This window comes from Palleronia caenipelagi (genome assembly GCF_007004065.1).
GTDB classification, from domain to species: Bacteria; Pseudomonadota; Alphaproteobacteria; order Rhodobacterales; family Rhodobacteraceae; genus Palleronia; species Palleronia caenipelagi.
Genome location: NZ_VFSV01000007.1, coordinates 1 through 19,708, shown reverse-complemented (window position 1 = coordinate 19,708; position 19,708 = coordinate 1). Strand labels below are relative to the sequence as shown.

19 protein-coding genes, 1 tRNA gene and 1 pseudogene are annotated in these 19,708 nt (G+C 63.5%); 12 read left to right on the top strand and 9 right to left on the bottom strand.

Annotated elements, in window-relative coordinates:
• The first annotated feature begins 87 nt into the window (after positions 1-87).
• The 3 genes from rpsU (at position 88) to FEV53_RS05465 (ending at position 4,229) form a co-directional block, all read left to right on the top strand.
• The gene (gene rpsU / locus FEV53_RS05475) at positions 88-294 is read left to right on the top strand and encodes a 30S ribosomal protein S21 (protein ID WP_007255353.1); all 207 of its coding nucleotides are present in this window, start codon (positions 88-90) and stop codon (positions 292-294) included.
• A 176-nt stretch (positions 295-470) separates the two neighbouring features.
• Positions 471-1,736: a diaminopimelate decarboxylase gene (lysA, locus tag FEV53_RS05470; protein WP_142833811.1), complete on the top strand. Its 1,266-nt coding sequence runs from the start codon at positions 471-473 to the stop codon at positions 1,734-1,736.
• A 39-nt stretch (positions 1,737-1,775) separates the two neighbouring features.
• Positions 1,776-4,229: a DUF4175 domain-containing protein gene (locus tag FEV53_RS05465; protein ID WP_142833810.1), complete on the top strand. Its 2,454-nt coding sequence runs from the start codon at positions 1,776-1,778 to the stop codon at positions 4,227-4,229.
• A gap of 148 nt (positions 4,230-4,377) precedes the next feature.
• Here FEV53_RS05465 and ykgO read toward each other — a convergent pair whose 3' ends face one another.
• Together ykgO and FEV53_RS05455 are read right to left on the bottom strand one after the other, a co-directional pair.
• Entirely contained in the window at positions 4,378-4,503 is a 126-nt protein-coding gene (gene ykgO, locus FEV53_RS05460; protein WP_085854111.1) for a type B 50S ribosomal protein L36, read from the bottom strand.
• Positions 4,504-4,587: 84 nt separating this feature from the next.
• Positions 4,588-4,662, bottom strand: a tRNA-Val gene (locus FEV53_RS05455).
• Between the two features lie 107 nt (positions 4,663-4,769).
• Between FEV53_RS05455 and FEV53_RS05450 the strand changes: the two genes are divergently transcribed.
• Positions 4,770-5,642, top strand: a complete 873-nt coding sequence (locus FEV53_RS05450; protein ID WP_142833809.1) for an N-formylglutamate amidohydrolase — start codon at positions 4,770-4,772, stop codon at positions 5,640-5,642.
• 3 nt (positions 5,643-5,645) lie between these two features.
• Here the strand turns inward: FEV53_RS05450 and FEV53_RS05445 are convergent, their stop codons facing one another.
• Positions 5,646-6,044, bottom strand: a complete 399-nt coding sequence (locus FEV53_RS05445; protein WP_142833808.1) for an NUDIX domain-containing protein — start codon at positions 6,042-6,044, stop codon at positions 5,646-5,648.
• 26 nt (positions 6,045-6,070) lie between these two features.
• On the opposite strand from FEV53_RS05445, the gene FEV53_RS05440 reads away from it, so the two are divergent.
• The gene (locus tag FEV53_RS05440) at positions 6,071-7,324 is read left to right on the top strand and encodes a DNA polymerase IV (protein ID WP_142833807.1); all 1,254 of its coding nucleotides are present in this window, start codon (positions 6,071-6,073) and stop codon (positions 7,322-7,324) included.
• On the opposite strand, the gene FEV53_RS05435 is transcribed toward FEV53_RS05440, so the two are convergent.
• Positions 7,321-8,346, bottom strand: coding sequence for an NAD(P)/FAD-dependent oxidoreductase (locus tag FEV53_RS05435; protein WP_142833806.1), 1,026 nt, complete (start codon positions 8,344-8,346; stop codon positions 7,321-7,323). The genes FEV53_RS05440 and FEV53_RS05435 overlap by 4 nt on opposite strands.
• 46 nt (positions 8,347-8,392) lie before the next feature.
• Between FEV53_RS05435 and mnmC2 the strand changes: the two genes are divergently transcribed.
• The 3 genes from mnmC2 to truA are packed head-to-tail and all read left to right on the top strand — an operon-like array spanning position 8,393 to position 10,746.
• On the top strand, positions 8,393-9,058 hold the full coding sequence (mnmC2, locus tag FEV53_RS05430) for a tRNA (5-methylaminomethyl-2-thiouridine)(34)-methyltransferase MnmC2 (RefSeq protein ID WP_142833805.1): 666 nt from the start codon (positions 8,393-8,395) through the stop codon (positions 9,056-9,058).
• The gene (locus FEV53_RS05425; RefSeq protein ID WP_142833804.1) at positions 9,055-9,951 is read left to right on the top strand and encodes a DMT family transporter; all 897 of its coding nucleotides are present in this window, start codon (positions 9,055-9,057) and stop codon (positions 9,949-9,951) included. Before mnmC2 ends, FEV53_RS05425 begins: the two co-directional genes overlap by 4 nt.
• A gap of 9 nt (positions 9,952-9,960) precedes the next feature.
• The gene (truA, locus tag FEV53_RS05420; RefSeq protein ID WP_142833803.1) at positions 9,961-10,746 is read left to right on the top strand and encodes a tRNA pseudouridine(38-40) synthase TruA; all 786 of its coding nucleotides are present in this window, start codon (positions 9,961-9,963) and stop codon (positions 10,744-10,746) included.
• Here truA and FEV53_RS05415 read toward each other — a convergent pair.
• The 3 genes from FEV53_RS05415 to FEV53_RS05405 form a co-directional block, all read right to left on the bottom strand.
• Complete coding sequence (locus FEV53_RS05415) at positions 10,707-12,062, bottom strand: MATE family efflux transporter (protein ID WP_142833802.1); 1,356 nt, start codon at positions 12,060-12,062, stop codon at positions 10,707-10,709. The genes truA and FEV53_RS05415 overlap by 40 nt on opposite strands.
• Before the next feature lie 43 nt (positions 12,063-12,105).
• Positions 12,106-12,999 carry an NAD-dependent epimerase/dehydratase family protein gene (locus FEV53_RS05410; protein ID WP_142833801.1) on the bottom strand — a complete coding sequence of 298 codons (894 nt, stop codon included), beginning with the start codon at positions 12,997-12,999 and terminating at the stop codon, positions 12,106-12,108.
• Between the two features lie 105 nt (positions 13,000-13,104).
• Positions 13,105-13,554 carry a hypothetical protein gene (locus FEV53_RS05405; protein ID WP_142833800.1) on the bottom strand — a complete coding sequence of 150 codons (450 nt, stop codon included), beginning with the start codon at positions 13,552-13,554 and terminating at the stop codon, positions 13,105-13,107.
• Positions 13,555-13,572: 18 nt separating this feature from the next.
• Between FEV53_RS05405 and FEV53_RS05400 the strand changes: the two genes are divergently transcribed.
• Together FEV53_RS05400 and parE are read left to right on the top strand one after the other, a co-directional pair.
• Positions 13,573-14,700, top strand: a complete 1,128-nt coding sequence (locus tag FEV53_RS05400; protein ID WP_142833799.1) for an MFS transporter — start codon at positions 13,573-13,575, stop codon at positions 14,698-14,700.
• A 66-nt stretch (positions 14,701-14,766) separates the two neighbouring features.
• Positions 14,767-16,716: a DNA topoisomerase IV subunit B gene (gene parE / locus FEV53_RS05395; protein ID WP_142833798.1), complete on the top strand. Its 1,950-nt coding sequence runs from the start codon at positions 14,767-14,769 to the stop codon at positions 16,714-16,716.
• Here parE and FEV53_RS21195 read toward each other — a convergent pair.
• Positions 16,678-17,139 carry a hypothetical protein gene (locus FEV53_RS21195; RefSeq protein WP_221931583.1) on the bottom strand — a complete coding sequence of 154 codons (462 nt, stop codon included), beginning with the start codon at positions 17,137-17,139 and terminating at the stop codon, positions 16,678-16,680. The genes parE and FEV53_RS21195 overlap by 39 nt on opposite strands.
• Positions 17,140-17,280: 141 nt before the next feature.
• Here FEV53_RS21195 and FEV53_RS05385 point away from each other — a divergent pair, with 141 nt between their 5' ends.
• On the top strand, positions 17,281-18,024 hold the full coding sequence (locus tag FEV53_RS05385; RefSeq protein ID WP_142833796.1) for an eCIS core domain-containing protein: 744 nt from the start codon (positions 17,281-17,283) through the stop codon (positions 18,022-18,024).
• A 145-nt stretch (positions 18,025-18,169) separates the two neighbouring features.
• Here the strand turns inward: FEV53_RS05385 and FEV53_RS05380 are convergent.
• Positions 18,170-19,039 (bottom strand): annotated as a pseudogene (locus FEV53_RS05380) (IS110 family RNA-guided transposase); the annotation flags it as partial.
• A 409-nt stretch (positions 19,040-19,448) separates the two neighbouring features.
• On the opposite strand from FEV53_RS05380, the gene FEV53_RS05375 reads away from it, so the two are divergent.
• On the top strand, positions 19,449-19,708 hold a 260-nt coding region (locus FEV53_RS05375; protein WP_142833795.1), incomplete at its 3' end, for a transposase.

Below are 19,708 nucleotides of genomic sequence, written 5' to 3'. Positions count from 1 at the left end.
CCATCTGGACAAATCATCGCAGACCGACTAGGTGAGCCACTCCTGCAAATGACCGAAACTCCAGATTAGAAAGGTGGTGAAAACCACATGCAGGTCAGCGTTCGCGACAACAATGTCGATCAGGCGCTTCGCGCGCTCAAGAAAAAGCTCCAGCGTGAGGGCGTTTTTCGTGAGATGAAGCTCAAGCAGCATTTCGAGAAGCCGTCTGAGAAGAAAGCTCGCGAGAAGGCCGAGGCGATCCGTCGCCAGCGGAAACTCGCTCGCAAGAAGGCCCAGCGCGAAGGTCTTCTCTGAGACCCAAAGGCTGAAGCCAGATCTTTCGCCCCCCGTGCCACCCGGTCCGGGGGGCTTTTCGTTTGCCGTACCCTTGTTTTTCTTCGTGTCACAAAATACCCCCGCCGGAGGCACCCCCGCCGTCAGGCGGGCGTTAATCATATGCGGCGCAGCCGCCCCGCTGGACAGGTCGGACCATGGATCACTTTCTCTATCGCGACGGACGGCTGATGGCCGAGGATGTGGACCTCGCGGCGATCGCCTCCGAGATCGGCACCCCTTTCTACTGCTATTCCGCCGCCACGCTTGTCCGCCATTATCAACTCTTCGACGAAGCGCTCTCCGGGCTCGATCATCTGGTCTGCTTCGCCATGAAATCCTTGTCGAATCTCGCCGTGCTCAAGCTTTTGGGCGATCTCGGTGCCGGCATGGATGTGGTCTCGGGCGGCGAATATGCCCGTGCGAAGGCAGCGGGAGTGACGGGCGACCGCATCGTGTTCTCCGGCGTCGGGAAAACACGTGAAGAGATGGCCCTCGCTTTGACCGGCGGCATCCGCCAGTTCAATGTGGAGAGCGAGCCGGAGCTGCGCGCGCTCTCCGAGGTCGCCAGCGGTCTGGGCAAGACGGCGCCTATCACGCTCCGGGTCAATCCCGACGTGGATGCCAAGACCCACGAGAAGATCGCCACCGGCCGCAAGCAGGACAAATTCGGCGTCCCCATCGACCGCGCCCGCGACATTTACGCGCTGGCTGCTTCCCTGCCCGGGATCGAGGTGGTGGGTGTGGACGTCCATATCGGCTCTCAGCTCACTTCGCTCGACCCTTTCGAGCAGGCCTATCTGAAGATCGCCGAACTGACCCGCCAGCTCCGCGCCGATGGTCACGACATTCGCCGTCTGGACCTGGGCGGTGGCCTCGGCATCCCCTATGCCCGCAGCAACGAAGCGCCCCCCCTGCCTTCGGACTACGGCGCGCTGATCAAGCGCACCGTCGGCGATCTTGGCTGCGAAATCGAGATCGAACCCGGCCGCCTGATCTCCGGCAATGCGGGTGTCCTTGTGGCTAAGGTTATCTACGTCAAGGAAGAATCCGACCGCCGCTGGATCATCGTTGACGCTGCGATGAACGACATGATCCGCCCGGCCATGTATGGCGCCCATCACGATGTGGTCACGCTGATCGAACCCGAGGCCGGCGTCGCCCTCGAAGAAGCCGACATCGTCGGACCGGTCTGCGAGAGCGGCGACACCTTTGCCCGTTCCCGTCCCCTGCCGCCGCTCAAAGAGGGCGATCTGATCGCGTTTCGCTCTGCCGGAGCCTATGGTGCGGTAATGTCGAGCGAGTATAATTCGCGCCCTCTCGTGCCCGAAGTGCTCGTGAAAGGCGATCACAGCGCCGTCATCCGCCCGCGCCCAACGATTGACGAGATGCTGGGACGCGATACGCTACCGGAGTGGCTCTGACGCATTCCGCGCCTTTGGGCCCCGCCGGAAAGGAGCCCCATGCGGCGTGACACGGATCTGCCTCAGGAAGTCGCAACCCGGCTGAAACGCCCGCTGGCGTTGACGCGCGCCGGCCTTCTGGCAGAACAGGTCATGCGCGCTTTCTGGCCGCTCTGGACACTAAGTCTCGCGGCCCTTGCTGCGCTGATGTTGGGCCTTCAGGACCATCTGTCGCACCGGATAGTTCTCACGCTCGGGGCGATTCTTCTGGTTGGCCAGATTTTGTTGCTGATCCGGGGATTGCAGCGGCTCCGCTGGCCCTCCCGGGCTGATGCCGAAGCCCGGCTCGACCAGACTCTGCCCGGTCGCCCAATTGCCGCGATCTCGGACCGACAGGCCATCGGCACCGGAGACCCGGCCTCGGAGCGGCTCTGGCACGCCCATCAGGCGCGGATGACCGACCGCCTGCGGGGCGCTCGCGCGCCGTCTCCTGACCTGCGGCTCTCCCATCGCGACCCCTACGCGCTGCGCTATGCCGCGCTTCTGGCCTTCGCCGTGGCGCTCCTCTTCGGGTCGATCTGGCGCGTGGGCTCGGTCACTGAAACACTGGCTGGCGGCGGCAGAGCCGAAGCAGGTGGCCCCCTCTGGGAAGGCTGGATCGAGCCCCCCGCCTACACGGGACGCCCGTCGCTTTATCTCGCAGATCTGCCGAACTCCGGCATCGAGGCCCCGGAGGGCAGCCGCATCACCCTGCGCCTCTATGGCGAGCCGGGTGCGCTGTCGGTGACCGAGACCATCTCCGGTGCGAACGCCTCGCCCGAGGCCGCGCCCGTCTACGATCTGACACTGTCACAGGACGGGACTCTCGGAATTGAGGGACCCGGCGGCCGGGAGTGGGACATTGCCGTGATACCCGATGCGGCGCCGGTGGTCGCCACCGTGGCCCCGCCAGAGCGCGGAAGGGACGGAACCTTTCAGCAAGGCTTTGTCGCAACCGATGATTACGGCATCGAGGGGGGGCAGCTACGCATCACCCTCGATCTGCCGCGCATCGACCGCCGCCACGGTCTGACCGCCGACCCCGAGCCCCGAGAGCCCCTGGCGGTCGATCTGCCGCTGCCCGCGACCGGCGACCGCGCGGATATTGAGGCCACGGTCATCGAGAGTTTTTCCGAGCATCCCTGGGCAAACCTGCCCGTCCGGCTCAGCTATCAGGTGACAGACGGCGCGGGTCAGACGGCAAGTTCTGCCCCCGAAGAGGCCGTTCTCGCCGGGCAACGGTTCTTTGACCCGCTGGCTCAGGCGATCATCGAGCAGCGTCGTGATCTGCTCTGGACCCGCTCCAACGCGCCGCGCGTGGCGCAGATCCTGCGCGCGGTTTCGTGGCAGCCCGACGGTATCTTCGACAGCGCGACAGTCTATCTGCGCCTGCGCATGGCGATCCGGCGGCTCGAAGCTTTTACCCGAGCGGGCGGCCTGAGCACCGAGCAGCAGGACGAGATCGCGGCGGCTCTCTGGGACATCGCCACGGAGATCGAGTTCGGCGATCTCGACGACGCGCTGGACCGGTTGCGCCGGGCGCAGGAACGACTGGCCGAGGCGATGGAGAACGGTGCGGATCCGTCCGAGATCGCGGAGCTGATGCAGGAGTTGCGCGAAGCGACGAATGACTACATCCGCCAGCTTGCCGAGAACGCGGAGCCGGACGACGAGCAGCAGGCGCAGGGCGAGCGGCAGGAGATCAGCGGCGACCAGATTCAGGAGATGATGGACGAGATCCAGCGTTTGATGGAAGAAGGTCGCATGGCCGAAGCCCAGCGCCTCATGGAACAGCTGAACCGGATGCTGGAGAACCTGCAAGTGACCCAGGGCCAGCAGGGCGAAGGTCAGGGGAATCAGGCCATGGAGGGTCTGCAGGACACGTTACGAGATCAGCAGGGACTGGCCGATGAGACGTTCGAGGAGGGCCAGCGGCAGCCCGGGCAACAGGGCCAAGAAGGCCAAGAGGGTCAGGACGGTGACGACCAGAGCCTCGCAGACCGGCAGGGAGACCTTCGCAATGAGCTGAACCGCCAGCGTGGCAATCTGCCCGGGGCGGGCACCGAAGAGGGCGAGGCCGCGCGCCGCGCGCTGGACGAGGCCGAACAGGCCATGCGCGACGCCGAGGGCGCTCTGGAACAGGGCGACACATCGGGCGCGCTGGACCGGCAAGCCGACGCAATGGAGGCCCTGCGCGACGGGCTGCGCAATCTCGGAGAAGCACTTGCGCAGGAGCAGCAGGGCGGTCAGGGCCAGTCACAGGCGCAGGGCGAGAACGCTGGCGAAGGACGCGATCCGCTGGGCCGGGAATCGGGGCAGAACGGTCAGTTCGGCTCGGATCAGAACATGATGGGCGACGAGGCTGTGCGCCGTCGCGCCGAAGAGCTGCTTGATGAGATCCGCCGCCGGACCGGAGAGCAGGACCGTCCCGAAGACGAGCGCGATTACCTGCGCAGATTGCTGGACCGGTTCTGATTACCCAAATCTCTTGGCCCCAAACCGGTGGAACCGGTACCCATCCGAACTTTGCCGCCAGCCGGGCCACCTCGCTCGACTCACATTGGCTACGCTTAAAAAAGAAAAGGCCGCCCGAAGGCGGCCATTTTCGCAGGTCTGAAGCAAATCAGCCCTGACGAGCCTTGAACCGGCGCTGCGTCTTGTTAATGACGTAGACGCGGCCCTTGCGGCGCACCACGCGGCAGTCCCGGTGGCGGGTCTTCAGCGAACGAAGCGAATTACGAACCTTCATCGCATGTCTCCCATCTGTCGCGGCGCGGGGCCCGCGCCAGTTGCTGTTTGCCCCGATTACGCGAGGCGGCGAATTCCGTGGCGGTGGTGGGCGATACTGGGATCGAACCAGTGACCCCTTCGATGTCAACGAAGTGCTCTACCGCTGAGCTAATCGCCCGTCCACCACTGCCCGACCCCGTTTGGCGTCGGTGGGCGGTCTATAGAAGGATGAGAAAACCTGTTCAAGAGCTTTCCTCATGCAAAATCGCACTCTACATAAGAGAAATGTTGCGTAACGAGAATGAGCCCACGAAAGCCTATGATCTGCATCTGCCTGAGGTGCAGACCTCGTCCGTTGTTTTCGCCTCGCCGCATTCCGGTCGCGGGTATTGTGCCGAGTTCATCGCCGAATCGATCCTGACACCTGCTGAGCTGCGGTCTTCCGAGGATGCGCATGTGGATCGGCTTTTCGAAGCGGCCCCATCTTGCGGGGCGCCGCTTCTTGCCGCGCACTGGCCGCGCGCCTGGGTGGATGTCAACCGCGCCGAAGACGAAATTGACCCCGCGATGGTCTTGGGGGTCCGTCGTCAGGCACATAATCCGCGCGTGGCGTCGGGACTTGGGGTGATCCCCCGGGTCGTCGCGGGCGGCAAACCAATCCGGTCAGGCAAGCTCACCCGGGACGAGGCCGAGCGACGTCTGCAACTGGGTTGGCGTCCCTACCACGCGCGACTCGACGCTCTGCTGCGCGAAACACAGAGCCGGTTTGGCCGCGCCACGCTCATTGACTGCCATTCCATGCCGCACGAAGCTCTCGACCATGTACGCCGCAAGGGACGGCGTCCCGACGTGGTTTTGGGCAACCGGTTCGGGGCGTCGGCCTCCCTGCCCCTGATGGACCTTCTGGACCAGCTGTTCACAGAACAGGGATTCACTGTGTCGCGCAACGTGCCCTTTGCGGGTGCCTACATCGCGCAACAATATGGGAAACCCGCTTTGGGGCGCCATGTGGTGCAGGTCGAGATCGACCGGTCACTTTATATGGACGAGGCAACCTTGCAACCTCATCGGGGGTTTGATGAGGTCAAAGAGCGCCTGGACCGGATCATCGGGCAGATCTGCGACAGCGAGCGTGGTGCCGTGCTGGCCGCCGAGTAGCGCCTAGCCGCGCCAGTCGCGCACAAGGGCCTGAAAATGGGGAATGCCGTCAGGATGACTGACGAAGGCGCCCAGCGGCATCAGTCGCAGCGCCTGTCCCTCGCTGCCTTTGCGTAACATCGGCGGAGCGTACAGATCTGCGCCGAAAAACACCGCCGGGCCGCTGGCGGACCGGTACTCCCGACGATAGCGGACGAGATTAGGCGAAACGCGCAGACCGGTTTCCTCCCGCGTTTCCCGCAGTGCCGTCTCCAGCGGGGTCTCATTCCCTTCGCGCCCGCCGCCGGGCAGATCCCAAAGACCCGGGAACGGGATATCCGCACGGTCATCGCGCAGGAGCGTCACGATCTGCCCAGCCCAGAGCAGAGCGACCTTCGCACCGATAAAGCTCTCTGTCCCCATCGCCCAGCGCTCCCTATATCTACCCTATGCCCGCGCTCTGCCGAGATTGCCTAACCCGATTCGACCATGGCGGCCGTTGTCCGGCCTGCCGATCGCCTCGTGTCATCGCCCATCCAGAACTCGACACACTCTCCATTGCCCATATGGATTGCGACGCCTTCTACGCCAGCGTAGAAAAGCGTGACGCGCCCGAATTGCGCGACCAGCCAGTGATCGTGGGTGGCGGTACGCGGGGCGTGGTGACCACAGCCTGTTATCTCGCGCGAATCAAGGGCGTCCGCTCGGCGATGCCCATGTTCGAGGCGCGCCGCCTCTGCCCCGAAGCCGTCGTGGTGCCTCCCCGGTTTGAGGTCTATACGGAGGTCTCGCGCCAGATCCGCGAGATGATGCGCGACCTGACCCCCGCCATCGAGCCTTTGTCACTGGACGAAGCCTTTCTCGACCTCACGGGCACCGCCCGGCTCCACGGCGCGCGCCCTGCGGTAATGCTCGCCCGACTGGTGGCCCGGATGCGGGACGAGCTGGGGATCACCGGCTCCATCGGGCTGAGCCACAACAAGTTTCTGGCAAAGATCGCCTCGGATCTGGAGAAGCCACACGGGTTTTCGGTGATCGGCAAGGCCGAGACACTGGACTTCCTCGGCCCTCGCCCGGTGAAACTCATCTGGGGCATCGGCTCGGTCTCCGGCGCGGCGCTGGAGCGCGCGGGGATCCGCACCTTCAACGACCTGCGACGTTGGGAACAAAAGGATCTGGTCGAGCGCTTCGGCGGCATGGGCCTGCGGCTCTGGCATCTGGCGCGCGGCGAGGATCACCGCCGCGTCACCGCCCACGCCCCGGTTAAAGGAGTCTCGAACGAAACGACTTTTCGCGAGGATACCGGAGCGGCGGAGGTGCTCGACGGTTATCTCTGGCGCATGTCGGAGAAGGTCTCGGCGCGGCTGAAGGCCAAGGAAATCGCCGGGCGTATCGTCACCCTGAAGCTGAAGCGCGCCAACCATTCCGGCCTTACACGCCGCATGACCCTCGACGCGCCGACGCAGATGGCGGACCGCATCTACCGTACGGCACGGGGGTTGCTGGACGGGGCGCTGGATCAGGGGCCGTTCCGGCTGCTGGGCGTCGGTGTGAGCGAACTGTGCCCGGCAACCGAGGCCCGCGAAGACGGCGATTTGCTCGACCCTGACGCCCCCCGCCGGGCTGAGGCTGAGCGGGCTGCGGATGCGATCCGCGACCGCTGGGGCAAGGATGCGATCATCAAGGGCCGGTCGCTGCGCTAAAGCCCCAGACGCAGCGGGTCCGGCACCCGGTCCCGCCCCTCCAGCACCAGATCGGCGGTCAGCTCAGCAACCGTGATGTGGACGCCAAAGCCGATCTTGAACCCGCCATTGGCGACCCAATGCCCCGGACGGTCGGGCCACGGGCCGATGATCGGCGCGCGGCTGCGGGTACGCGGGCGCAGACCCGCCCAACGGCACAGCACCCGCGCCTCCTGGAGCTGCGGCATCATCGCCCGCGCCCGTTCGATCACATCGTCAAGCTGGGCATCCGTCTCCGTCGGGCTGTCGAAATCGCGCTCGGTGGTCGATCCCACGGCAACGGTGCCATTCGCGTGCGGCACGATATGGAGGCTCTCCCCGTAGATCTGGGGCCGATTGCGAGCATCGCAATCGAGCACCGCGGCCTGCCCCTTGATCCCGCGCCCGACCTCGCGCCCGACCCAGCCGGACAAGGCCTCCAGCCCCGCCGCGCCGTTGCACCAGACCTGCGGCCCCTCCTCCGGCCCATCGGTCACGATCCGCCCGCCCCGCGCCGTGACGGCGCGAGCCAGCGCATCGATCGCTCCGGCCGGGGAGAGCCGCGCGGTCAGAGTGTCGTGGACCACGAGTCCCGTTGGGCTGGCGGGAGACCAATCCTCGGGCGCCGGGACGACCTGCCAGAACACGCTGTCGCCCCAGAACCGCACCGCCTCAGCCTCCCGCGTGCGGGCGCGCTCAACTGCGGCATCAACGGCCAGCGGCTGCAAGCGCCCGGTGCGCCCATAGCCGGGATCGCCCCCGCCGACCGAGGCGACCTCGGCCCAATAGTCCGACGCCGCAAGGAGGGTGTCGAGTTGCACCTGCTTCACGTCAGTCCACGCCCCCGGCACATGGGGCGCCAAAGCCCCCACAACACCGCCCGAGGCCCCCGCGCCGGGACCGTTCGGATCGACTATTGTCACCCGCGCGCCCCGGCGCAGTATTTCCCAAGCCACCGACAGGCCAAAAATCCCCGCCCCGCGAATCGTAACATCACTTGCCAAGGTCAGGCCCCCGTGCTTACCGGACTCCACGACAGGGATAGGCGCGATGCAGAACGACGACCATAGGGCAGATCTGGATTGGCGCGGAAACGTCCCGGTATCGCGCAGGTTCGACGACCCGTATTTCTCGCTCGAAGACGGTCCCGCTGAGACGGAGCACACCTTTCTCGCGGGAAACGACCTGCCCGCCCGTTTCCGGGACGGGTTTCACATCGCGGAGCTTGGCTTTGGCACGGGGCTGAATGCGCTCTGCGCGTGGGCAAGCTTTCGGACACATGCGACAGGCACCCTGCGGTTCACCACTTTTGAGGCCTATCCGATGTCAAAGGACGAACGCGCCAGCGCGCTCGACGCCTTTCCTGCGCTCGCAGAGCTCGCGGAACCGTTCCTCGCCGCCTTCGACGGGGTAAACGCCGATCTGCCCAGCTTGAAGCTGCGGGTGATCCATGGCGACGCGCGTGAGACCCTGCCACGCTGGGACGGGCACGCCGATGCCTGGTTCCTCGACGGCTTCGCACCTGCAAAGAATCCGGAACTCTGGGCGCCGGACCTGATGGCCGAGGTCGCGCGACATACGGTCCCGGGCGGGAGCTTTGCGACCTATACCGCGGCGGGCGCCGTGCGGCGGGCGCTGGCTGATGCGGGGTTCACCGTGACACGCAGCCCGGGATACGGGCGAAAACGTCACATGAGCTGTGGCGTCCTTTCATGAGAGAGCAAAACCTCCGCGCGGGCATCCTGTTAATGATCGCGGTGAGCTTTATCTTTGCGGTGCAGGACGCACTTTCGCGGCATTTGGCCAGCGAATACAACACGATCATGGTCGTGATGATCCGCTACTGGTTCTTCGCCGCCTTCGTCACAGCGATTGCCGCGCGGGCCGGGGGCGGGCTTCGCAGCGTCGTCCGGACGGCCCGGCCCGGATTGCAGATCCTCCGGGCCGTTTTGCTGGTCTCCGAAGTCTGCGTCATGGTGCTGGCCTTCGTTCTGCTGGGGCTGGTTCAGGCGCACGCGGTCTTTGCTGCGTTTCCCCTGATCGTCACGGTGCTGTCTGGTCCGATCCTCGGCGAGAAAGCGGGCTGGCGGCGCTGGGCGGCTGTCATGGTCGGATTCGCAGGCATTCTCGTGATCCTGCGTCCGGGAACCGGGGTATTCACCCCCGCCGCGCTGATCCCACTCCTGTCGGCAACGCTCTTTGCGCTGTACTCGCTGCTGACCCGATACGCGGCACGATACGACCCGCCAGAGACGTCGTTCTTCTGGACCGGGGTCGTGGGCGCGGTGCTGCTGACCCCGGCGGGTCTCTTCTTGTGGCAACCGATGGCGCGCGAGGATTGGGGCTGGATGCTCGGCCTCTGCGTCGCCTCAAGCCTGTCCCATTACCTGCTGATACGCGCCTATGACGTGGCCGAGGCCAGCGCGATCCAACCATTCGCCTATTTCCAGCTCGTGTTCAGCGTGGCCATCGGGGTGCTCTTGCTGGGCGAGCCGTTGCACCCGCTGACAGCGCTGGGCACGGCAATAGTCGTCTCAGCGGGGCTGTTCACCTTCCTGCGGGCGCGGCAGAAGGCAGTGGCTCTTGAAGGGTCGGACGACACGGGCTAGGCCCGCGCCATGCCCAGATACGCGCTCAGAGTGGAATATGACGGCCAGCCTTTTTCCGGCTGGCAGAGGCAGGCCGATCACCCGTCGGTGCAGGGCGCGATTGAGGCGGCTTTGGCGCGGCTGGAACCCGATGTGCCGTCCATTGCAGCCGCCGGTCGGACGGATGCGGGCGTCCATGCGACGGGTCAGGTGGCACAGTGCGACATGGCGCGGGACTGGGATCCGTTCCGTCTGTCGGAGGCTCTGAACTACCATCTGAAGCCCGCGCCCGTCGCCATAACCGCCTGTGCCCCCGTCCCCGAAGACTGGCACGCCCGGTTTTCGGCTACGGGGCGGCAGTACCTGTTCCGTATCATCACCCGCCGCGCGCCGCTGGTCCATGAGGCAGGCAAGGTCTGGCAGGTGAAGCAACCCCTCGACGCTGCGGCGATGCAGGAGGCCGCGCGGCACCTGATTGGGCGGCATGACTTCACCTCCTTTCGCGCGACCCAATGTCAGGCGGCGTCGCCGGTGAAGACGCTGGACCGGCTCGATGTCGAAGCCCTGCCCCGCGAGGATGGCGGACAGGAGATCCGGCTGCACGTGGCCGCACGGTCATTCCTGCACAATCAGGTGCGCAGCTTTGCGGGCACGCTCGAGCGGGTGGGTGCGGGCGCATGGCAGCCGGAGCGCGTGGCCGAGGCGTTAGCGGCGCGGGACCGGGCGGCCTGTGGCCCGGTTGCGCCGCCGGAAGGGCTCTACCTGACGAGGGTCACTTACCCCGAGGATCCGTTTGCGACCCAGCCGGGACCGTGACGCCAGAACCGCGTTTGTAGAAGCACCGCCGCCAACGCCAACCCCAAGGCCATACCGAGCCAGATCCCGACGCCCTCCATGCCGAGGCCGAAGCCAAGGACCAGCGCCATCGGCGCGCCCACAACCCAGTAGCTGATCGCCGCGTAGATCATCGGGACGCGGGTGTCCTGCAACCCCCGCAAGAGCCCCATGGCCATGACCTGCGCTGCGTCCACAGTCTGGAACAGAGCCGCCGCTGCGAGCAGTGAGACGCCAATGGCCACCACCTCGCCCCGCGCCGGATCGCCGTCCCGTAGGAACAGATCGATCAGCGGAACCGGGATCAGCAGGAAGGCCGCCGCCGCGATGAGGGACAGGGCGCCTGACAGGCTCATGACCGCAAGGCCGCCGCGGATCAGGCCAGGCGCATCATCGCGACCCTTGGCATTACCCGCGCGGATGGTGGCGGCCTGGCTGAGACCAAGATGGCCCATGAAAATCAACGTGATGATCTGCATGGCGATGCCATGGGCGGCAAGCGCATTGGTCCCGAGCCATCCCATAAAAACGGAGGCGATGGAGAACAGGCCTGCCTCGGCCAGCATGGCGAGGCCAATGGGCAGGCCCAGACGGAAGACATGGGCCAGCGCTTCGGGATCGGCGCGCCAGAGGTGCTGAAAGATCCGGTGATCGCGGGTGGCCAGCGCGGCGTAAAGCGCCACCGCTGCGCAGGCAACCAACGTCGAGATCACTGACGCGATCGCCGCCCCGCGAATCCCCATCTCCGGCGCGCCCCAGTTGCCAAATATCAGTGCGTAATTGGTCAGCGCATTCACCACCACTGCACCGACCATGGCCCAGAACTGGATGCGCGTATGCCCGAGACCCGAAAGATAGGACCTCAGCGCCATCAACCCCAGCGCCGGAAAAATCGCCAACCCCGCGATCCGCAGATACTGCCCGGCGAGCGCCGCGATTTCCGGGGCTTGCCCGGCAACGAGGAACAGGGTCTCGGAACCCAGAAACACCGGCAATGCCAGCGCTCCAAAGCCCGTGGAGAGCCAGAGCGACATACGGATCGACCGGCGGATCTCGGCGAATTGTCCCCGCGCTTCTGCTTCGGCAACAATGGGCGTGACGGCGAAGCCGAACCCGGCACCAAAGAGCAAAAGCACAGTGAACAAAGCGCCGCCGAGCACCTGCCCGGCAAGCGCTTCGAGATCGTAGCGCCCGAGCATGATACTATCCGTGAACTGGATCGCGATCTGAGCCATCAGCGAGCCGATCAGGGGCACCCCCAACGCGAGGATCCGTTGATAATGTTGCAGCCAGGACATCAGCTCGCTCTACGCGGAGACCCGCCACCCGGCAAGAGTCCCGTCAGGTGAGCCCCAGCTCATCGCGCCACGCATATTTGGGAGAGAACCCGATCATCTTCTGTGCCTTCGCAATCGAGTAAAACGTCTCGCGACCGTCCAGCCCGCTGCGCCGCTCCACGCCATCGTAAAAACGGTCGGCAATCTCGGTGCTGGGCGGGGCAACAGAGGTATCGCGGTTAGCCACGTTGAATACTTCGTAGCCGAGCCCGTCGGTCTGCAGGCAGCACTCCACCATGTGTCCCAGATCGCGCGCATCGATATAGCCAAAGATATTGCGCCGCCGCAGCGCCGGATCCTCGGCAAAGGCGCGAAACAGCTCCGCGTATTCGTGCGGCTCGATCACGTTGTTGATCCGGAGCCCGTAGACATCCGCCCCGGTTCGTGCCTGAAAGCTCTTTGCCGTTGCCTCGTTCACCACCTTGGACATTGCGTAGCTGTCATGGGGGACGGTCGGGTGGTCTTCGTCCACCGGAACATAAAGCGGCTTCACCTCGCCATCGGCGAAACAGATGCCATAGGTCGTCTCGGAGGAGGCAAAGATCACCTTGCGGATGCCCAGCCGCAGCGCCGCCTCCAGCACATTATAGGTACTCAGCACGTTCACCCTGTAGGTCTCGGCATCGGTGCGGATCATCACCCGGGGTACGGCGGCGAAATGCACGACCGCGTCATAGGGTTTTACGCCCTTGCCATCCTCCAGCTCATCGAAATCCGCGTGCTGGCTCATGGCACCCCAGACCTGCCCCGCATCGGTCAGATCGCCAGTAAGATTGTGCACATCGGGCGCGTCGAGGGGCACAAGGTCGAAATTCGTCACCCGGTGGCCTTGTTCAATCAGCCACGGCACCACGTGCCGCCCGGCCTTGCCACTGCCACCCGTAAAGAAAATCCGCATGTCGCCCTCCCTCTGATCTCTCCGGGATAGCGTGGCCCAACAAAGCGGTCCAGCAACAGATGACGTGGCGGAACTTCGCAAAACTCCAAACGCTCAGGAACCTTTTCACCCCCTGTGGGTTCTCGCCACAACACAGACACACAGCAGATCGACGGAACACAAGATATGACCACCTTCTTCAAAGCCGCCATCGTCGCAGCCGCCACCGCCCTCCTGTCCACCGCCGCTGTCGCCGGCAATGGGAACGGCAAAGGCCACGGGAATGGTAACAATCACGGTAACGATGTTGCCGCCGAAGCTCGCGATCACGGGCAGGACAAATGCCGTGGCATTGGCAATGGCGCCGATTGCGACCGCGATGACGTCGACCTGGACGTTGACGGTGGCGATGTGGATGTCAGCATCGACGGCAACGGCGTCAACATCGACGCGAAAATCGACTGACAGACTTTCCTGTAACCAGTTTCCCTCCCTGAACTCGAAGGCCCGTCGCTCGTCCGAGCGCGGGCCTTTTCTTTGTCTGGGGGACGGTGCAAGTTCGCTGCGATTCGGCATGTTTTCAGCGAGATCCCTATGAGCCAAACACGCGACGCCCGCATCGCAATTGTCGCGGCCTTTGCCCTGAACGGGGGGATGCTGGGTCTTTGGGCTTCGCGCATTCCGGCCTTTGTCGAGCGGTTCTCGCTCGGGGCTGATACGCTTGGCCTCTTGCTGCTGTGCGTGGCCGCCGGGGCGTTTCTGGCCTTCCCGGTGGCAGGACGGATGACAGACCAGCGCGGCGCGGCCACGGTGACGCGCATTCTGAGCATTGCCCTGCCCCTCTGCGCCATCGCGCTGGCACTTGCGCCGTCCGTTTTGGTGCTGGGAATTGTGCTGGCGCTCTTCGGCGCCTGTTTCGGAGGCATGGATGTGGCGATGAACGGCTGGGGCACCGAAGTCGAGCGCGCCATGGACAGGCCCATCATGTCGTCCTTCCACGCAGCCTTTTCTCTGGGCACGGCGATCAGTGCGGCGACAGCACCTGTCGCGATCGCACTGGAACTACCGGTCTGGGCGCATTTCGCCGCCGTAGCGCTGCCAGCCACCGCCCTGACCCTCTGGCTGGAACGCGTCCCGTGGCAGTCGCAAATTGTCGAGGATGGCCCGGCTTTTGCCCTGCCGCGCGGGCCGCTGATCGCCGCCGGTCTCATCGCCATGGCGTCGGCGGTGGGCGAAGGCTCGATGATCGACTGGAGCGCGCTCTATCTGATCGAGGAGACAGGCACGACAGAAGCCCGGTCCGGCATCGGGCTCGCCGTGTTTTCGGCCTTCATGGTCGGCACCCGACTGACCGCGGACCGGATCGTCGCCCGTATCGGCCCGATTCAGGCGGCGCGGATCAGCGGGATCATCGCTGTCGCAGGCGCGGGCCTGCTGGCGCTCTCGCCGGGATTCGCAGTCGCTCTCATCGCCATGGCGCTGATGGGGATCGGTTGCGCGGCACTGTTCCCGCTGGCCTTTTCCCGCGCCGCTGCCGATCCTCACATTCCCCCCGGAACCGGCATCGCCAGTGTCGCGACACTCGGATACGGCGCGATCCTGCTCGGACCACCGGTGATTGGCTGGATCGCCGCCGCCACTTCCCTTGCCACGGCGATGATCTACGTCGCGGTGCTGTCGCTTCTGATTGTCCTCCTCGCCCCCAGCCTCGCGCGCCCCTGAGCTGTCGCTTGCCCCGGACCCGGCACGTCGTCATAATGCGCGGCAACAAGGGCAGGGCAGAACTCCATGGCAGACGACCTGATGCGCGGTACTGAAGCGCAAACCTACGACGCATCCTCCATCGAGGTTCTCGAAGGGCTGGAGCCCGTTCGCAAACGCCCCGGCATGTATATCGGCGGAACAGATGAGCGCGCACTGCATCATCTGGTCGCCGAGGTACTTGACAATTCCATGGACGAGGCCGTGGCCGGTCACGCCAATCGGATCGAAGTCGAGATGCACGAGGACCGTTCGGTCACGGTCCGCGACAACGGGCGCGGCATCCCCACCGATCCACACCCGAAATTCCCCGACAAAAGCGCGCTGGAGGTGATTCTTTGCACCCTCCACGCGGGCGGAAAGTTCTCGGGGAAGGCCTACCAGACGTCGGGCGGTCTGCACGGGGTTGGCATTTCGGTGGTCAATGCGCTTTCCGATCATGTCCGGGTCGAGGTCGCCCGGGACCGCAAACTCGTAGCGCAGGAATTCTCCCGCGGCGTGCCGCAAGGTGGCCTGATCGACGTGGGCGCAGCGCCGAACCGGCGCGGCACCGCCGTAACCTTTCATCCTGACGCCGAGATCTTTGGCAAACTCCAGCTCAAACCCGCCCGCCTGCTCAAGATGGTGCGATCGAAGGCCTATCTGTTCTCCGGCGTCGAGATCCGCTGGAAGTCGGCCATTGATGACGGTGAAACCCCGCAGGAAGCCACGTTCCACTTCCCCGGCGGGCTGTCCGACTACCTCAAGGAAACGCTGAACGGCGCCTCCACCTATTCCGAGACCCCCTTTGCCGGGACAGTCGATTTCCGCGATGCGCCGGGCAAGGTCGAATGGGCGATCAACTGGACGCCCTCTCGCGACGGCTTCATCCAGTCCTACTGTAACACCGTGCCCACGCCCGAGGGCGGCACCCACGAAGCCGGGTTCTGGACCGCCATCCTCAAGGGTATCCGCGACTACGGCGACCGGATTGGCAACCGCAAAGCTGGTAACATCACTCGCGACGACCTGATCACCGGCGGCTGCGCGCTGGTCTCGTGCTTTATCGCCGACCCCGAATTCGTCGGCCAGACCAAGGACCGCCTCGCGACCAATGCGGCTCAAAAGCTGGTTGAAACCGCGATCCGCGACCGATTCGACTCGTGGCTGGCCGCGGACACCAAAGCTGCCGGGGCGATCCTTGATTTCCTCGTTCTGCGCTCGGAAGAGCGCCTGCGCCGCCGTCAGGAAAAGGAAACCGCGCGGAAATCCGCAACGAAGAAGCTGCGTTTGCCCGGAAAGCTGGTCGATTGCTCGAAAAAGCAGCGCGACGGCACTGAACTCTTCATCGTCGAGGGTGATTCGGCGGGTGGATCGGCAAAAATGGCCCGGAAACGCGAGACCCAAGCCCTCCTGCCCCTGCGCGGGAAAATCCTGAACGTGCTTGGCGCGGCCTCGTCGAAGCTCGGTCAGAATCAGGAAATCAACGATCTGTGTCAGGCGCTCGGCGTCGGTATGGGGACAAAATTCAACCTGGATGATCTCCGCTATGACAAGGTCATCATCATGACTGACGCTGATGTGGACGGCGCCCACATCGCCTCTTTGCTGATGACATTCTTCTTTACTCAGATGCGGCCGATGATCGACGCAGGCCACCTCTATCTCGCTTGTCCGCCCCTGTTCCGTTTGTCTCAGGGCCCGCGTCGGGTCTATGCGCTGGATGAGGAGGAGAAGAACGCCCTCATGGCCAAAGGACTAGGCGGAAAGGGAAAAATCGACGTCAGCCGGTTCAAGGGTCTCGGCGAGATGGACGCCAAGGATCTAAAAGAAACCACCATGGACCCCGCCACGCGCAAACTGATCCGGGTCAGAATTGATGACGAAGTCGGTGGAGAGACAGCGGATCTCGTGGAGCGGCTGATGGGGAAAAAGCCCGAAATGCGGTTCGAATTTATCTCAACCAACGCCAAGTTTGTCGAAGAGCTGGACATCTGACAAGATTCGAGGCCCATCACGGTAATGTAAAGCCCGTTTGAGACGGCGCATCGCTGGCAAAATTTTGCCGACATTGCCTTCAAACAACACTTTACCGCGATCTAAAATGCGAAAGCCCGACCATCCGTTTGAACTATTGCATTTCACAAGATTGAACGTTGTTATACAGGCATCCAGCGTAAGCTGTTTACAAATTTTGGAGTGTTCGAAATGAAAGTGTTCGCTGTTCTTGTTCTTGCTGTAGCGGCTGCGGGTTGTACTCAGGCTCAGTACGAGTCGGAGCCGGTCGCGGTTCAGACCGCCAAGGGTCCTGTGACATGCCAGCTCTATGGCCACAATCAGGTCGTCTGGGACGAAGCGATCCTGCGCCCCGACAGCATGACTGATGACGAGGCCAACCAAGTCTGCGTGCAAGAAGGTCAACGGCGGCTCGCTGCTTACTGATCCCGCTCCAACGCAAAGCGTTCTTTCGGCCCGCATCAATGGTGCGGGCCGAATTGTTTCTTGGATATCGTAACTGTGGCGGGATATCGGTTGTGAGAAACATTCGCTGGACATCGCTTTATGACGACCCGCTTTTCAGATTCGCATCCCCGCCTCTTTTCCATCCGCGCTATCGGCAGCTTTCGAAGCGTTGTCGTCCTCCTGCTGATGTTTGCAACAAGCAGCTGCGGGCGCACTCTGACGACGGCAGAAATTCAGTACGCAAATACCCTCTACGCCTCACAGATGGACGTCGACCGGATTACGATACACAGCCGCAATCCGCTCTATGCCTTCAGGAGCACCCGCGATCCCCGCCCCGCCAAAACCTGCCGTGAACGGATCCATCCGCCCGAGACCGCAGCAGTGGAAACCCGCGTCGCCGCGACGACGATCGGTAACAGAATATTCTTCGCACGCCGCTTCTATCTCGACGAATTTCTCGGGCAGTATCCGAAAGTTCTGCCGTTGGCCGACGCTATGTTACTGGCCCATGAACTGACCCATGTCTGGCAATGGCAGAACCGGGCGCGGACGGGATATGCACCTTGGAAGGCGTCCGGCGAACATGCGCAGACGGACGACCCATATCTCTTCGCTCTGCACTCATCAGCACGTTTTTCCGATTTCGGTTACGAACAGCAGGCTGCGCTGGTCGAAGAATTTGTTTGCTGTCGGGCACTCGCCCCCGACGCTCCGCGCACAGCCCGCCTCTATGCACTGCTTCGGCCTGAGTTTGCCGGTCTTGCCCGGCGTTCACTGGTGCCGAATAGCAACATTGTCAGACCAAACCCCAATTTCCCGGAAGGTCCTCCCTGTAATTAAGATGACAAAAGACGCGCTTCCCCCTAGAGTTGAGTTAACGGTCACATTCGATGTGAAGTGTCCGTTTTCTCCCTGATGGACTGGCCGCCCCCTGAAAAGGGAGCGGCTTTTTTTAATCTCTTTTCTGTCAAACTAGCAACTGTGTTCATTCGCCTGGCTGAAGCTGCCAATCTGATCTGGTTTTGATGATCGTGTTTGCGATTTTGACCAGCCTTCGTGCGGTAGCGATAATGACGAGTTTGTGTGGCTTGCCGCGCTTCTTGAGACGCCTGGCGAGTGGTTTGAGAACTGGGTTGTGGCAGGTGGCAACGGGTGATGCCTGGAACAGAACATGCCGAAGAGACCGTCGCCCACCCGCAATCGATCTCCTGCCTCGCATCGCTCCAATGTCATGGGGGACCGTTGCGAGGCTGGTCATAGCGGCGGCCTCGCCTGACGTCATCCGGCCCAATTCGGGCAATTCGGCAATCAGCATCGCGGCCGAGATCGGGCCAATGCCTGGGATTGATCGCAGTAGCTCCGCCTTGTCGGCAAGAGTTTCTACTTGTGCGATGACGTCTTCAATGCGCCGTTCGATGTCATCGATCTGAGCATCGAGGACCGCTTGGAGTTCATTGTTCAGGATCTCAAAGTCGGCAGAAACACCCTGCTTGCTGCGCACGCTGATCTGAGCTTTGAGCCGCTTGCGCATATCGACAAGCTGCCCTCTGCGCGTTGTCAAAGTTCGGAGAATGCGTAGATTCTCATCTGGTAATTCTCGCCCGGCCTCCGGTCTGAATGCCATGAACCGCGCGATGAGTTCGGCATCGATCCGGTCAGTCTTTGCCAGCGTGCCCCGGGAAAGCGCGAACGCCTTGATGTGTGCGGGAGGCAGCTGGACCGCGTTAATCCCTCCATCGGTAAGTTCCGTCCAGAGCAGCCATTCATGGCCACCCGTAGCCTCAAATCCCACTTTCACGGGGCCAGGTAGCTGCCGGATCATCGCGACCAGCGCATTGTGGGCGTCCGCCGTGTTAAGGTGCCGGAACCGCCTTTTTCAGCCGGGAAGACAGAACCCGTCCAGCCAGTCGCGCGATACATCTATCCCAGAGATGGTGATCTCAGATATCATGTCACTCTCTCTTCCTTATGCTTCGCGGTCCCGCAAAACGGGCAGCCGTCAACTGTTCGAGGCGGTGAAGAGAGGCAGGATCAGCCTGCTGGATGACGTGGTCATGCCACAAGGTGCTTAGCGCTGTATCAACCCCGTCGCCGGTCCTGGCCGGGAGCGGCGACGGGGCAACTATGTCAGGAACGAGACACATAAGGTGTTCGGTCCCACGGTTTGAAGGTGCGATTCTTAAGTTGGGTTGGAAGAAGGCGATCTTCGTCTCTGTCTCCGGGCTGCGGTGTACTTCATCCCTGCCCAGAGATGGGAGCAAGAGATGGGACGGCATCGACGGGAATATGCGGACGAATTCAAGGGTGAGATGCAAGGTGCGCCATTGGTTGAGGCACCGCATCGAACGGGATCCACGCGGCTTTACGAACCGGGGGCGACGCAGGGCAGCGTTGCGAAAGAGCTGGGGGTCATCAGCACTCAGCTGAACACCTGGCGGCCAGAGATCGAGGTGTTCGGCTGGTCGGAAGCGAAACGCCGGCTGAAAGCCGATGCCGCTGAGCTGGAACGCTTGCGCCAGAAGAA